13 protein-coding genes are annotated in these 15,015 nt (G+C 63.3%); 2 read left to right on the top strand and 11 right to left on the bottom strand.

Going from position 1 to position 15,015, the window contains the following annotated elements; genetic code table 11:
* Window positions 1-22 precede the first annotated feature (22 nt).
* From pgi to dksA, 10 genes are all read right to left on the bottom strand, one after another.
* Window positions 23-1,687 carry a glucose-6-phosphate isomerase gene (gene pgi, locus IDM28_RS19145; RefSeq protein WP_150571325.1) on the bottom strand — a complete coding sequence of 555 codons (1,665 nt, stop codon included), beginning with the start codon at window positions 1,685-1,687 and terminating at the stop codon, window positions 23-25.
* 151 nt (window positions 1,688-1,838) lie between these two features.
* A complete protein-coding gene (gene panC, locus IDM28_RS19140) occupies window positions 1,839-2,702 on the bottom strand; it encodes a pantoate--beta-alanine ligase (protein WP_101322147.1) in 864 nt (287 codons plus the stop codon).
* Window positions 2,699-3,499, bottom strand: a complete 801-nt coding sequence (gene panB, locus IDM28_RS19135; protein WP_101322146.1) for a 3-methyl-2-oxobutanoate hydroxymethyltransferase — start codon at window positions 3,497-3,499, stop codon at window positions 2,699-2,701. The genes panC and panB overlap by 4 nt, the downstream gene beginning before the upstream one ends.
* Before the next feature lie 244 nt (window positions 3,500-3,743).
* Complete coding sequence (gene folK / locus IDM28_RS19130; protein WP_188036676.1) at window positions 3,744-4,223, bottom strand: 2-amino-4-hydroxy-6-hydroxymethyldihydropteridine diphosphokinase; 480 nt, start codon at window positions 4,221-4,223, stop codon at window positions 3,744-3,746.
* Between the two features lie 2 nt (window positions 4,224-4,225).
* On the bottom strand, window positions 4,226-5,614 hold the full coding sequence (locus IDM28_RS19125) for a polynucleotide adenylyltransferase PcnB (RefSeq protein ID WP_103438595.1): 1,389 nt from the start codon (window positions 5,612-5,614) through the stop codon (window positions 4,226-4,228).
* A 752-nt stretch (window positions 5,615-6,366) separates the two neighbouring features.
* Complete coding sequence (locus IDM28_RS19120) at window positions 6,367-7,818, bottom strand: sigma-54-dependent transcriptional regulator (protein ID WP_101322142.1); 1,452 nt, start codon at window positions 7,816-7,818, stop codon at window positions 6,367-6,369.
* A 4-nt stretch (window positions 7,819-7,822) separates the two neighbouring features.
* A complete protein-coding gene (locus IDM28_RS19115; RefSeq protein WP_178080795.1) occupies window positions 7,823-10,798 on the bottom strand; it encodes a sensor histidine kinase in 2,976 nt (991 codons plus the stop codon).
* Window positions 10,782-10,958 (bottom strand): hypothetical protein, encoded by a 177-nt coding sequence (locus tag IDM28_RS19110; protein ID WP_003250005.1) that lies wholly within the window; start codon window positions 10,956-10,958, stop codon window positions 10,782-10,784. Before IDM28_RS19110 ends, IDM28_RS19115 begins: the two co-directional genes overlap by 17 nt.
* A 171-nt stretch (window positions 10,959-11,129) precedes the next feature.
* Window positions 11,130-12,017: a tRNA glutamyl-Q(34) synthetase GluQRS gene (gene gluQRS / locus IDM28_RS19105; protein WP_188036675.1), complete on the bottom strand. Its 888-nt coding sequence runs from the start codon at window positions 12,015-12,017 to the stop codon at window positions 11,130-11,132.
* 64 nt (window positions 12,018-12,081) lie between these two features.
* Window positions 12,082-12,528 carry an RNA polymerase-binding protein DksA gene (dksA, locus tag IDM28_RS19100; protein ID WP_101322139.1) on the bottom strand — a complete coding sequence of 149 codons (447 nt, stop codon included), beginning with the start codon at window positions 12,526-12,528 and terminating at the stop codon, window positions 12,082-12,084.
* Window positions 12,529-12,742: 214 nt separating this feature from the next.
* On the opposite strand from dksA, the gene IDM28_RS19095 reads away from it, so the two are divergent.
* Window positions 12,743-13,915: a pyridoxal phosphate-dependent aminotransferase gene (locus IDM28_RS19095; RefSeq protein WP_181088880.1), complete on the top strand. Its 1,173-nt coding sequence runs from the start codon at window positions 12,743-12,745 to the stop codon at window positions 13,913-13,915.
* On the top strand, window positions 13,915-14,628 hold the full coding sequence (gene sfsA / locus IDM28_RS19090; RefSeq protein WP_150571329.1) for a DNA/RNA nuclease SfsA: 714 nt from the start codon (window positions 13,915-13,917) through the stop codon (window positions 14,626-14,628). Before IDM28_RS19095 ends, sfsA begins: the two co-directional genes overlap by 1 nt.
* Here the strand turns inward: sfsA and IDM28_RS19085 are convergent.
* On the bottom strand, window positions 14,618-14,935 hold the full coding sequence (locus IDM28_RS19085) for a Rieske (2Fe-2S) protein (protein ID WP_150571330.1): 318 nt from the start codon (window positions 14,933-14,935) through the stop codon (window positions 14,618-14,620). The genes sfsA and IDM28_RS19085 overlap by 11 nt on opposite strands.
* Between the last annotated feature and the right edge of the window lie 80 nt (window positions 14,936-15,015).

Below are 15,015 nucleotides of genomic sequence, written 5' to 3'. Positions count from 1 at the left end.
CGGGGCTTGCAGCAGGGCTTGATCAGCCGCGGTGACGACCGCGGAAGTAATTGATCAGGCCTTGGGTGGAGCCGTCTTCAGCGGCTTCTTCCTGAGCGCCGACCAGGCGTTGGTACACGCCTTTGCCGAGCTCTTTGCCCAGCTCGACGCCCCATTGGTCAAAGGCATTGATGCCCCAGATCACGCTCTGCACGAACACCTTGTGCTCATACATCGCCACCAGCGCGCCGAGGCGACGCGGGCTGATCCGCTCGACCACCAGGGTGTTGCTCGGGCGGTTGCCAGGGATGACCTTGTGCGGGGCCAGCTTGGCCACGTCGGCTTCGTTCAGTCCTTTGCCACGCAGCTCGGCCTCGGCTTCTTCGCGGGTCTTGCCGAGCATCAGTGCCTGGCTCTGCGACAGGCAGTTGGCGTACAGCCACTGGTGATGGTCGGCCACCGGGTTGAAGCTCACCACCGGCACGATAAAGTCGGCCGGGATCAGTTGGGTGCCCTGGTGCAGCAACTGGTGATAGGCATGCTGGCCGTTACAGCCAACGCCGCCCCAGATCACCGGGCCGGTCGCGGTTGGCGCCGGGCTGCCATCCTGCAGCACGCTCTTGCCGTTGGACTCCATGTCCAGCTGCTGCAGGTGCTTGGTGATGTTGCGCAGGTAATGGTCGTACGGCAGGATCGCGTGGCTGCGCGCATCCCAGAAGTTGCCGTACCAGACGCCAAGCAGGGCCAGCAGCACCGGCATGTTCTGCTCGAACGGCGCGGTCTGGAAGTGCTGGTCCATGGTGTAGGCGCCCGACAGCAGCTCCTTGAAGTTGGCCGTGCCGATGGCCAGCGCAATTGGCAAACCAATCGCCGACCACAGTGAGTAACGCCCGCCAACCCAGTCCCACATCGGGAAGATGTTTTCTTCGCGGATACCGAACGCGACGGCTGCGGCCTTGTTGCTCGAGACCGCGATGAAGTGACGGTACAACTCGGCTTCGGAGCCACCCTGGGCCAGATACCAGGTGCGGGCGGCCATGGCGTTCTTCAGGGTTTCGAGGGTGTTGAACGACTTCGACGAAACGATGAACAGGGTCGTCTCGGCCGCAAGCTTGGCCGACAGCTCGTGGAATTCGCTGCCGTCGATATTGGCCAGGTAATGGCAGCGCACGCCGCGCTGGGCGTACGGCAGCAAGGCTTCGGAAACCAACTCAGGGCCGAGGAACGAGCCGCCGATGCCGATGTTGACCACGTCGGTGATCGGTTTTTCGCTGTAGCCGCGCCACAGCCCGTCATGAATGCGGCCGACCAGCTCGGTGATCTGGTTGAGTACCTTGTGCACTTCGGGCATCACGTTGACGCCGTTGACGCTGAGTTTGTCGCCAACCGGGCGGCGCAGGGCGGTGTGCAGTACCGGGCGGCCTTCGGAGGCGTTGATGATCTCGCCGCTGAACATCGACTTGATGGCTGCTGCCAGGTCGACGTCGGTGGCCAGGTTGACCAGCAGCTTGCGGGTCTCATCGTTGATCAGGTTTTTCGAGTAATCGAGAAACAGCCCGCAGCTGCTCAGGGAGAACTGATCGAAGCGTTGCGGATTGGCCGCGAAGGCGTCGCGCATGCTGAAATCCTGCATGGCGTCGCGGTGTTGTTGCAGCGCCTGCCAGGCTGGCAGCGTCGTCACATCATGGGGGGTACGGTAATACGCCATTGCGAAGGGTTTCCTTGATGCATGATCTGGCCTTGGACAACTGGCAGCCGCTGGCAGTTGCAGGCAGTTGATCATTATAGGCATGGCTGGCGCGGGGGGAATGGGGTCAGGCGGGGATAATTTGGGGCCGCGTGGCGGCCCCGGGTTGCAATCAGGCGGTAGGCTCGTCCAGATGCAGGTACAAGTTGTCGATCAGGCGTGTGGTGCCCAGGTACGCTGCGGCAATTACCACCACGTCGCGGTCATCGGCCATGGCCGGGCGCAGGGTCAGTGCGTGGCGCACTTCCAGATAGTCCGGGCGAAAGCCTGCCGCCAGCAGTTGGGCCTGACCGGCCACGATCAGCTCGGCAAAGTCGCGCTGGCCATGGCGGATGGCGTCGGCCATCACGCTCAGCTCGCGGTACAGCGCCGGCGCTGCAGCGCGTTGCTCGGGCGTCAGGTAGCCGTTGCGCGAGGACAGCGCCAGGCCATCATCGGCGCGTACGGTTGGCTCGCCGATGATCTGGATCGGCATGTTCAGGTCGCGCACCATGGCGCGGATCACCGCCAGTTGCTGGTAGTCCTTTTCGCCGAACACGGCCAGGTCGGGCTGGACCATATTGAACAGCTTGCTGACGACCGTGGCCACGCCTTCGAAATGCCCCGGGCGGCTGGCGCCACACAGGCCTTCGGACAGTTGCGGCACGCTGACCCGGGTCTGCACTGTGGTGCCGTCGGGGTACATTTCATCCACGGTCGGCGCGAACAGCAAATGACAGCCTGCCTCGAGCAGGCGCTCCTGGTCAGCGGCAAGGGTGCGCGGGTAGCTGTCGAGGTCCTCGCCGGCGCCAAACTGCAGCGGGTTGACGAAGATGCTCGCCACGACGAAGTCGGCGCGCTGGGTGGCTTTGGTCACCAGGGCGACGTGGCCGCTGTGCAGGTTGCCCATGGTCGGGACAAAGGCGATGCGCTTGCCTTCGCTGCGGGCGCGGGCCACGGCTGCGCGCAGTTCACGGACGCTCTTGACGGTATTCATGCGCTGAACCCGTGTTCTGCAGCCGGGAAGCTGACGTCTTTGACCGCCGCCACGTAAGCACTCAGGGCGCCTTGGATATCGGCCTGGCCGAGCATGAAGTTCTTGACGAACTTGGGCATGCGCCCGGTCAGCGACAGGCCGAGCATGTCGTGCAGCACCAGCACCTGGCCGTCGGTGGCGTTACCGGCACCGATGCCGATCACCGGAATGGCCACGGCCTGGGTGATCTCCGCAGCCAGCTCGCTGGGCACGCATTCGAGCAGTAGCATGGCCGCACCGGCTTGCTCCAGAGCAATCGCGTCGGCGCGCATCTGCCGCGCCTGGGCTTCCTGCCGACCCTGCACCTTGTAACCGCCGAGCACGTTGACCGTCTGCGGGGTCAGGCCCATGTGGGCGCACACCGGCACGCCACGTTCGGCCAGCAGGCGAATGGTCTCGCTCAGCCAGGCCGCGCCTTCGAGCTTGATCATGTGCGCGCCGGCCTGCATCAGGCTGGCGCAGTTGGCGAAGGCCTGCTCAGGCGTGGCGTGGGCCATGAACGGCAGATCGGCGAGGATCAGTGCGCCGTCGTTGCCGCGTTTGACGCAGGCCGTGTGGTAGGCCATTTCTGCAGTGGTCACCGGCAGTGTGCTGTCATGCCCTTGCAGGACCATTCCCAGCGAGTCACCCACCAGCAACACGTCGACCCCGGCCTGGCTGGCAGCCTTGGCGAAGGTGGCGTCATAGCAGGTCAGCATGGCGATTTTCTCACCCTTGGCTTTGAGGCCATGCAGGGTGGTCAGGGTTACTTCAGGCATGTAGAAAGTCCTCGTTCAGGCGCTGTGCAATCGACCTGCGTACAACCTTGCGCAGGTGCGATGCGGAGCGGCACATCATCGTTCGTGATGTTCAGACCCGCCCGGGCCCAAATAGGTTAAGTGTGGCGCGTCGAGGCCACGGGATGCCTATAGTCGTGAGCGAGGGGAGGGAAGTCAATCACCCTGTTACCGCATTGTTACGGCAAGGGTGTTACTGGCGTTACCGCCGTCAAGATCGCCCGAATTACAGGCGTTCGAGGCCGCTGAACGGGCAGGCGGCGAGCATTTGCGCAAGGCTGCGACCATCGGCGAGGACGAAGTCGGCAGGCACCAGCTCAGCCAGCGGGTAGAGCACGAACGGGCGCGCGTGCATGTGGTAGTGCGGCACGGTCAGGCGCGGGCTGTCGAGCACCTGTTGGCCAAACAGCAGCACATCCAGGTCGAGGGTGCGTGGGCCCCAGCGTTCCTGACGCACGCGCCCTTGATCGTTCTCGATCGCCTGCAGCGCATCGAGCAGCTGCAGCGGCTCGAGCGTGGTGTCGAGCGCGGCTACGGCATTGGTGTAGCGCGGCTGGCCGGGCAGCAGCGAGTCGCTGGCGTAGAAGCCGGAAACCGCTGCCAGGCGCGTGCCCTCGGCCTTGTCCAAGGCATCGAGGGCGCTGCGCAGTTGCTCGGCAGGTTCGGCCAGGTTGCTGCCCAGGCCGATGTACACGCGCACGCTCATGCTTAGTCGAACGCTTCGTCAGCACTGCGCTTGCGCTTGGTACCGCTGCGCTTGCGTTTGCGTGGCGCGGCGCCGCTGCCGTCATCACGGCTGCCCAGCTCGGCGATCATGGCCCGGCGTTCGCTGTCGTTGGCGTCCTGGTAGTCGGTCCACCACTGGCCCAGCTCTTCGGTTTCCTCGCCGGCGCTCTCGCGCAGCAGCAGGAAGTCGTAGCCAGCGCGGAAGCGCGGGTTGTCCAGGAGCATGTCGGCGCGTTTGCCGCTGCGCCGTGGCAGGCGCTCCTGCATGTCCCAGATCTCGCGGATCGGCAGGGTGAAGCGCTTGGGGATTGCAATGCGCTGGCACTGTTCGGCGATCAGGTCGTGGGCGGCCTGGTTCATTGCCGGGATCGGCGGTACGCCTTGGCTCTGCAGGTACAGTGCACGGCCCGGCAGGGCCGGCCAGAGCATGGCCGCGAAGAGGAACGCCGGCGTTACCGGTTTGCCCTGCTTGACGCGCAGGTCGGTGTTCATCAAGGCGTTGCTGATCAGCGTGTGGGTGTAGCTTGGGCGCTCTTCCAGGGCGTGGCTGCTGCCTGGGAACAACGGTTCAAACAGATGCAGGTCAACCAGCATTTCGAAGGCGATGGCGCCGTGGCCGGAGAGGAACAGCTTGAGGCATTCCTCGAACAGCCGTGCTGGCGGGATATCGCGCAGCATCGGTGCCAGCTCGCGGATCGGCTGCACCGTGTGCTTTTCGATGCCGAAGTTGAGCTTGGCCGCAAAGCGCACCGCGCGCAGCATGCGCACCGGGTCTTCCTGGTAACGATGGACCGGGTCGCCAATCAGGCGCAGCAGGCGGTTACGCACATCGGGCATGCCGTTGGCGTAGTCGAGGATGCGCTCGCTGACCGGGTCGTAGTACAGCGCATTGACCGTGAAGTCGCGGCGCTGGGCGTCGTCTTCGAGGGTGCCGTAGACGTTGTCGCGCAAAATACGACCACTGGCATTATGCGACGAACGGTGGCTGTCGCCCTCGTCTTCATCGCTGTGGTGGGCACGGAAAGTGGCCACTTCGATGATGTCACGGCCGAAATGCACGTGAACCAGCTTGAAGCGGCGGCCAATGATTCGCGCATTGCGAAACTCGGCACGGACCTGTTCAGGCGTGGCGCTGGTGGCGACATCGAAGTCTTTGGGCGTGATGCCCAGGAGCATGTCACGCACACAGCCGCCAACCAGGTAGGCCTGGTATCCGGCAGCCTGCAGGCGATCGACAATGCCCACCGCATGGCGGCTGAACTGGCTGCGCTGCAGCGAGTGCTGGCTCTTGTTGATCACTTCAGGCGTGGTGCGCCTGTGGTGTTGACCACTAACGGGAGGACGGAACGACTGGAACAACTTCTTCAGCATGGGATGCACTGTTTGAAGGAATGTTCGGCCAAGGGATAGAGAATGGCCGCATGATGGGCGGGGATTCTAGCATTTACTTCGGGGATGGTGTAGGCGGTATGCCACGGGTGCTTGCGCGGGAGGCGGAAACGACAAGGGGAGCCTAAGCTCCCCAAGAAGTCGTTGCGTGCTCTTATTGTTTTTCTGCTGGGCTTCTTGTTTTTGTTGAGTGCCCTGCCCACAAAGCGCGAAACTTGTGGACGACCCCCAAACCGGGGGTAAAGAGCAAACGGATTGCTTTGGCCGCTGAGGTGATGCTGATCTGTCGATCCAACCAGTGTAGGCGCTGCTTTAGTGCAGTTTTTGTTGTTCTCTGCCTGGTCGTGGGGCAAGCCCCAAACACAACTCCTCTCCAAAAGAATCAGTTAGCTGCGCCTCCGCCGTCTTGTTTTTATTGTGCGTGAGCCGTTTCGTCTTGTTCTTATTCTGAGTTGCAATGCTTGTTATTGTTCTTGTAACAAAGATATAGCAGGTGCCGTGCCAACTTTTGAAAACCCAGCAAATACGGGGGTTTTCCGGGTTTTGCTCAGGTCGAGAGCGGAGCAAATGTAGAAATTTCGTTACCGTACGCCTCGGTAGCTGTTACGGCAGGCGGGGATGGGTAACAGATTTTTGCAGGCGCGCTGGGGTGTTACCTGCACAAACGCAAACGGGGCAAGCCCTCTGCCACGGTAACCCCGTGGTAGACGGCTTGCCCCGTTATTGGGCGCCGATCAATTGTCGCTGGTGGCGTTGCTCTTGCGCCGTGGGATGCCCAGGCGCTGGCGCCGCTCCCACAGGCATTTACGGCTGACGCCAAGCTTGCGCGCCAGTTCGGTCTCGGTCATGTGGTCCTGATGCTCGAGCACGAAGTGCTGGAAGTAGTCTTCCAGCGACAGATCCTCGGTCGGCTCGTGGCTGGCGTTACCGGCACTGACGCTGCCCAGGGCGGACATGCCGTCAAGCAGGTCATCGTCGTCCAGGTCACTCAGCTCGATGTCGATGCCCAGCAGCTCGGCGGAAATTTCCGGGCTCTCGCTGAGGATCACCGAGCGCTCGACCGCGTTTTCCAACTCGCGCACGTTACCCGGCCAGCTGTAATGACGAATCGCCTGCTCGGCCTCGCTGGAGAAGTGCAGGTCATCGCGACCGATGCGTGCGCTCTGGCGGGCGAGGAAGGCGCTGGCGATTTCGTTGACGTCACTGCCGCGCTCGCGCAAGGCCGGCAGCTTGAGGGCGATCACGTGTAGGCGGTAATAAAGGTCTTCGCGGAATTGGCCGACCTTGGCCAGGTTTTTCAGGTCACGGTGGGTCGCAGCGATCAGGCGCACGTCGACCTTTTGCGATTGCACCGCGCCAACCCGGCGGATCTCGCCTTCCTGCAGCACGCGCAACAGGCGCGCCTGGGCTTCGAGTGGCAGCTCGCCGATTTCATCGAGGAACAGCGTGCCGCCGTCAGCCGCTTCGACCAAACCGGCACGGCCGGCGCTGGCGCCGGTGAACGCGCCTTTTTCGTGGCCGAACAGTTCCGACTCGATCAAGGTTTCAGGGATGGCTGCGCAGTTGACCGAAATCATCGGCGCCTTGGCCCGTCGCGACAGATTGTGCAGTGCGCGTGCGACCAGCTCTTTGCCGGTACCCGACTCACCCTGGATCAACACATTGGAGTCGGTCGGTGCCACTTTGCGGATCTTGCTGTAGAGGTCCTGCATCGGCGCGCAGGTGCCAATGATGCCGATCTCGCCGTTGGCAGCATTGTGGCTGCCCTTGTCGGCAACAGCCGGTTTGCCGTTGCTGCGCGGCTCGAGGCTGCTGGTGGCGGCCGCCGGGGCGTTCTGGCGATCACGCAGAATGCGCGCAACTGCCTGCAGCATCTCGTCGTGGTCGAACGGCTTGGCGATGTAATCGACCGCGCCCATTTTCATCGAGTCCACCGCCGAGCGCAGGCTGGCGTAGCTGGTCATGATCAGCACCGGGATGCCCTGGCCTAGCTTGATCAGCTCGGTACCGGGGGCGCCAGGCAGGCGCAGGTCGCTGACGATCAGGTCAAATGTGGCAATGCTGAAGCGTTCCTGGGCTTCCTGCACCGAGCCCGCTTCGCTGACCTGGTACTGGTTGCGTTCAAGCAGACGACGCAAGGCCGAGCGGATGATGGTTTCGTCTTCGACGATCAGAATATGCGGCATTGATTCAATTCTCTCGACGGTCGCGAATTTCAGGGGACGTCGCTACGACATGCCGGGGCAGGGTCACGCGGATCCGGGTGCCACGCTGCCGTTCGATATCGGCGGGGCTGTCGATGGTGATTTGCCCATAATGCTCTTCCACGATGGAATAGACCAGTGCAAGCCCCAGTCCGGTTCCCTCGCCAGGGTCCTTGGTGGTGAAGAACGGTTCGAACAGGCGGTCCATGATGTTTTTCGGAATGCCGCTGCCTTCGTCCTCGACCACCAGGTCGACGGTGTGCTCGCTGACTTCACTGCGCACGCGCACGGCACTGCCGGCGGGCGAGGCATCACGGGCGTTGGACAGCAGGTTGATGAGCACCTGGGCGAGGCGCTGTGGGTCACCCTCGGCCCAGTGATCCGGGTCGCACAGGTTGAAGAACTGCACCTCGAAATTGCGCCGGTTGAGGGCCAGCAGGCCGATCGCATCCTGGGCGACCTCGGCCAGGCACACCGGCTCTTCGTTGTTCTGGTGGCTGCCGCCGGCATGGGCGAAGCTCATCAATGACTGGACGATGCGCGAGACGCGTTTGGTCTGCTCGATGATCTGGCTGGACAGCTCGGTGATCTCGCCATCGTCCTCACGCTCTTCGCGCAGGTTCTGCGCCAGGCAGGCGATGCCGGTGATCGGGTTGCCGATCTCGTGGGCGACCCCGGCGGCAAGGCGGCCAATGCTGGCCAGGCGCTCGGAATGCACCAGTTTGTCTTCCAGCGCCTGGGTATCGGTGAGGTCCTCGACCAGCAGCACCAGGCCGCTGTTGCCCGGTGCCAAAGGCTCGTCGATGGCGGCTTTGTGCAGGTTGAGCCAGCGGGTCTGGCCGTCGAGGCCCAGGCGCTGCTTGTGCAGGTGCTCGTCGGGCAGGTCGATAAAGCCCTGTAGCAGCCCGCGCCAGGGCTCGGCGATGGTGACCAGGCGCGAGCCGACCACGTGCTTGGCGGCAATCCCGGTCAGCTCTTCCATGGCCTTGTTCCACATCAGGATCTCTTGATCCTTGGCCAGCGAGCAGACCCCCATGGGCAGTTCCTGCAAGGTCTGGCGGTGGTAACGGCGCAGCGCATCGAGCTCGGCGGCCAGGCCGGTCAGGCGCGAGTGGTAATCCTCAAGACGGCTTTCGATGAAGTGGATATCTTCGGTTACGTAATTTTCGTTGCCGGATTTGTACGGCAAGAAGGTTTCGACCATGTCCTGCGCAACGCTTGGGCCCATCAGACCGGACAGGTTGGCCTCGATGCGATCGCGCAGACGGCGCAGGGCGTAAGGGCGGCGTTCGTCGAACGGCAGGTACAAGTCGCGCAGGGCTTGCTCAACTTCTTTTTGCGCAGCCTTGGCGCCCAGCGGTTTGGCCAGCTGGGTGGCGAACTCCTGCGGCGAAGCGGCGTGCAGTTCACGCCGCTGTGGCCGGCGCACGTTGTCGACCGCACAGGCTTCAGCGGCGCTGACTTCTTCACTGCTGGCGTTGGTGAACAGCGAGATCAGCGTGAACAGCAAGACGTTGGCGGCCAGCGACGCAATCGCCGCCATGTGCCAGCTGGTATCGTCAAGCACATAGATCATGTCCAGCAGCGGGATATAGAAGCCCTGCAGGTTGCCTAGCAGCGGCAACAGCATGGTCACCATCCACACCAGCATGCCCGCCAGCAGGCCGGCGATGAAGCCACGGCGGTTGGCGGTCGGCCAGTACAGCACCGAAAGCACGCCGGGGAGGAACTGCAAGGTGGCGACAAAGGCAACGATGCCGAGGTTGGCCAGACTCTGGTGGTTGTTCTGGGTCAGGTAGAAGACGAAGCCGGCGGTGATGATGGCGACGATCAGCGCGCGCCGGGTCCACTTCAGCCAGCGATAGATATTGCCTTCGGCCGGTGGCTGATACAGCGGTAGCACCAGGTGGTTGAGGGCCATGCCCGACAGCGCCAGGGTGGTGACGATGATCAGCCCGCTGGAAGCCGACAAACCGCCGACGTAAGCCAGCAGTGCCAGTGCTTCATTATTGGCGGCAATGCCCAGGCCGAGGGTGAAATACTCGGGGTTGGTGCTCGCGCCCAGGCGCAGCCCTGCCCACAGGATCAGCGGCACGGCCAGGCTCATCAGCAGCAGGAACAACGGCAGGCCCCAGCTGGCGCTGACCAGTGCGCGCGGGCTGAGGTTTTCGGTAAAGGCCATGTGGTACATGTGCGGCATGACGATCGCCGAGGCGAAGAACACCAGCAGCAACGTGCGCCATGGGCCCTCCTGCAGTGGCGTGTGCAGCGCGGCGAGGGCGGTCTGGTTTTGCAGCAGCCACACTTCCAGGCCGTGTGGGCCGCCGAACACACCATACAGCGCATACAGGCCGACCCCGCCGAGGGCGATCAGCTTGATCACCGACTCGAAGGCGATGGCGAACACCAGCCCTTCGTGTTTCTCGCGGGTGGCGATATGGCGCGAGCCGAAGAAGATGGTGAACAGGGTGATCAGCGCACAAAAGGCGAACGCTACCCGGGCCTTGACCGGCTCGCCGGTGAGGATATTGATCGAGTCGGCCACCGCCTGGATCTGCAGGGCCAGCAGCGGCAGCACGCCAATCAACATGAAGATGGTGGTCAGCGCGCCGGCCCAGGTGCTGCGAAAGCGAAACGCGAGCAGGTCGGCCAGGGATGACAACTGGTAGGTGCGGGTGATCTTCAGGATCGGATAGAGCAGCACCGGCGCCAGCAGAAACGCCCCCGACACGCCCAAGTAACAGGCAAGAAAGCCATAGCCGTACTGATAGGCGAGGCCGACCGAGCCATAGAAGGCCCAGGCGCTGGCATAGACGCCCAGCGACAAGGTATAGGTTAGCGGGTGACGAATGACCGAACGCGGGATCAGCCCGCGCTCGCTGATCCAGGCGACGCCGAACAGTACCAGCAGGTACCCGGCGCTGATCAGGATCATCTGGGTCAGGCTAAAGCTCATCGGCATCTCGTTGGCTCTGCAGGATGAAGGTGACGACGATCAGGATCAGCCACAGCAGGTACGGGCGGTACCAGGCGCCGGTGGGCTCGATCCACCAGTCCATGATGGCCGGCGAGAACAGGTAGATCCCGACCACCAGCAGCAGGACCAAGCGATAGATGTACATGCGGGCCTCGATGAGTGGGCGCTGCGGGTTTGCACTTAATATTGGCGCAAATCGGCGCCAACGGCCGGGCCGATGCTAGCGGGATTCTACGGCTGTGGGCAAGAAATTGAATTTGCTCGATTTTTACCGCGCGCCAAGGGCTGCAGCGAGCCCTCGGCGCGGGGCCGGCAACTAGCGCAGATTAGCCTCGGCCAAGGTCAATTGGCGGGCGATGGCCTCAGGGCGCCAGCGCTGGCGCGCGATCTCCAGCACCTCAGCCGGGCTGGCCTGCTCAAGCGCAGGCTCGGTCGCTTGGCCCAGTGCACGCAGCGCGCGCAGCAGGAGAGGGGTGGCCTGCTCAGGTGCCAGCGGTGGCGAGCGGTACGATTTACCCAACTTGTGCCCGTCGGGCTGGATCAGCAACGGGATGTGCAGGTAGCGCGGCTGGGAAAAACCCAGCAGTTCTTGCAGGTACAGCTGACGCGGGGTGTTGTCGAGCAAATCGGCGCCGCGCACGATATCGGTAACGCCTTGCCAGGCATCGTCCAACACCACCGCCAGCTGGTAGGCGTACAAACCATCGCGGCGTTGGATGATGAAGTCGCCGACTTCGCGGCCCAGGTGCTGGGCGAACGGCCCTTGCACACGGTCATCGAAGCGATAGCTCAGCTCCGGCACGCGCAAGCGGATCGCCGCGCCCTCGCGGGCGTGACCGGCGTTGCGACAAGTGCCAGGGTAGATGCCGTTGCTGCCCTCCAGTTGCTTGCGCGAGCAGGTGCAGGCGTATGCCAGCCCCTGACGGAACAGGTGCTCGACCACGTCGGCATAGGCAGCATGGCGCTGGCTCTGGTACACCACCTGGCCGTCCCAGTGCAGGCCGTAGCCTTCGAGGGTGCGCAGGATCGCATCGCGTGCGCCGGGCATCTCGCGCGGCGGGTCGGTGTCTTCCATGCGCAGCAGCCAGCGGCCATTGACGGCGCGGGCGTCCAGCCACGAGGCCAGGGCGGCCACCAGCGAGCCGAAGTGCAGGAAACCACTGGGGGTAGGGGCGAAGCGCCCGACGTAGGGGGAGGCAGTCATGGTTTACGTCATCTTCACAATGAAAAACGGGGCGCCTGAGCGCCCCGTTCGATGAAAAGCACGATCAGGCTTTGCCGACCTGCTTTTCTTTCTTCTCTGCCACTTCCTTGCAATCGAAGCACAGGTCAGCGGTAGGGCGAGCTTCCAGACGGCGCAGGCCGATCTCGATGCCACAGGCTTCGCACCAGCCGTATTCCTCGTCGACAATCAACTGCAGGGTCTTGTCGATCTTCTTGATCAGCTTGCGCTCGCGATCGCGGGCGCGCAGTTCAAGGGCGAACTCTTCCTCTTGCGAGGCGCGGTCCGCTGGGTCGGCAAAGTTGGCCGCCTCTTCTTTCATATGGTCAACGGTCTTGTCGACGCCGATCATCAACTCTTGCTTCCAAGCACTCAGGATCTTGGTGAAGTGCTTGCGCATGGGTTCACCCATGTACTCTTCACCCTTGCTCTCCTGATAGGGCTCAACCCCATAAAGGTTCTGACTGGCTTTTTGCTTTTCTAGGGTGGACATGAATAGACCGCCTCTCACTCATCTGATCCAATGCGCAGGATGCTCCATCTCCGGCGACCGCCGGCCCTGCGACTGCGAGCCGCCGAACTTACCAGATAGATCGGGGGTGCGCTACCCCGGCCGATCTCACTGTTGACAGCGGCCCGCGCTACGCGTTCAGTGGCATGTTGACGCTTGATTCACCAGTCTAGATGCATTTCATAGAAGGCCCACAATGGCTCAGTCCTACAGCGCGCGCAGCCGCGCCATCGAACCTTTCCATGTCATGGCCCTGTTGGCCCGCGCCAACGAGCTGCAGGCCGCCGGCCATGACGTGATCCATCTGGAAATCGGCGAGCCGGATTTCACCACCGCCGCGCCGATCGTGGCTGCCGGCCAGGCTGCGCTGGCGGCGGGGCATACCCGTTACACCGCCGCGCGCGGGCTACCCGCACTGCGCGAAGCGATCTCTGCCTTTTATGGCAAGCGCTACGGGCTGGACATCGACCCGCAGCGCATCCTGATCACGCCAGGCGGCTCGGGCGCGCTGCTGTTGGCCAGCAGCTTGCTGGTCGACCCCGGCAAACACTGGCTGCTGGCAGACCCGGGCTACCCGTGCAATCGGCATTTCCTGCGGCTGGTCGAGGGCGCCGCGCAGTTGGTGCCGGTCGGGCCAGAGGTCAATTATCAGCTGACCGCCGAGTTGGTCGCGCAGCACTGGAACCAGGACAGCGTCGGTGCACTGGTGGCCTCGCCGGCCAACCCCACCGGTACCGTGCTCGACCGCGATGAACTGGCCGGCCTGGCGCAAGCGATACGCGCCCGTGATGGCCATCTGGTGGTGGACGAGATCTATCACGGCCTGACCTACGGTATGGATGCGCCGAGTGTGCTCGAAGTGGCCGATGAAGCCTTTGTGCTGAACAGTTTTTCCAAATATTTCGGCATGACCGGCTGGCGCCTGGGCTGGCTGGTCGCGCCGCCGCAGGCGGTGGCCGATCTTGAGAAGCTTGCGCAAAACCTCTACATCAGCGCCCCAAGCATGGCCCAGCACGCCGCGCTGGCCTGTTTCGAGGATGACACCCTGGCCATTCTCGAACAGCGCCGTGGCGAATTTGCCAAGCGCCGCGACTATTTGCTGCCGGCGTTGCGCAACCTTGGCTTCGGCATTGCCGTCGAGCCGCAAGGCGCCTTCTATCTATATGCCGACATCAGCAAGTTCGGTGGCGACGCCTTCGCCTTCTGCCGGCACTTCCTCGAAACCGAACATCTGGCGTTTACTCCGGGCCTGGACTTCGGCCGCCATCAGGCTGGGCACCATGTGCGCTTCGCCTATACCCAGAGCTTGCCGCGGCTGGAACAGGCGGTTGAGCGGTTGGCCCGCGGCCTGCGTAGTTGGCAAGGCTGATGGCGCAGTTTCCTCAACTGGAACAGGGCCGCCTGCTGCGCCGCTACAAGCGCTTTCTGGCCGATATCGAACTGGCCAACGGCGAGCTGCTGACCATTCACTGCCCCAATACCGGTTCGATGCTCAACTGCATGCGCGAAGGCGGGCAGGTCTGGTTCAGTCGCTCCAACGACCCCAAGCGCAAGCTGCCCGGCACCTGGGAAATCAGCGAGACGCCACAGGGCCGGCTGGCCTGCATCAATACCGGCCGGGCCAACGCACTGGTTGAAGAGGCTTTGCACGCCGGGGTGATCAGCGAGCTGGCCGGGTTTACCGCACTCAAGCGCGAGGTGGCCTATGGCAGCGAGCGCAGCCGGATTGATTTTCGTCTGGAGTTTGCCAGTGGGCCTGCCTATGTCGAGGTCAAGAGTGTCACCCTCGGCTACCCGGACAGCGCAGTGGCGGCGTTTCCCGATGCCGTCACTCAGCGCGGTGCCAAGCATCTGCGCGAGCTGGCGGCACTGGCCCGCCAGGGGATTCGTGCGGTGCAGCTGTATTGCGTCAATCTCAGCGGGATCGAAGCGGTGCGGCCTGCCGAAGAAATCGATGCCGCCTACGCCACGGCGTTGCGCTCAGCTGTTGCCGAAGGCGTCGAGGTGATCGCCTACGGCACCTGCCTGGATGCCCAGCAGATTCGCATCGACCGCCCGCTGCCGGTGTTGCTCACGCGCTGAGCCAGATGCCCTGGCTGTCTTCATGGCAGGCCAGGGCGTGCAGCTGCTCGCCCTCGCACGGGCCGGCCACGCACTCGCCACTCTCGATCAGAAACAGCGCCCCATGCTGGGCGCAGTGGATCAGGCTGGCACTGGCATCCAGAAACGTGTCGTCTGCCCAGTTCAACGGGATGCCCTTGTGCGGGCAGCGGTTGCGATAGACAAACACCTGGCCGTGGCGACGCACGGCAAACAGCGCCTGCCCTGCTACGTTGAATGCACGGCTGTGGCCTTCAGCAAGTTGCTCGGAAGCACATAGAAGCTGCATCGCGGGAAATCGTCCTGCGGTAAAAGGTTGGCACAAGGCAGCGCTTGACGCTCAATGAGAATAATTATCAAACTGTGCGC

This window comes from Pseudomonas sp. EZ-C24 (assembly GCF_014525325.1).
In the GTDB taxonomy this organism is placed as follows: Bacteria; Pseudomonadota; Gammaproteobacteria; order Pseudomonadales; family Pseudomonadaceae; genus Aquipseudomonas; species Aquipseudomonas shirazensis.
This window is presented reverse-complemented; position numbering and strand designations above follow the sequence as displayed.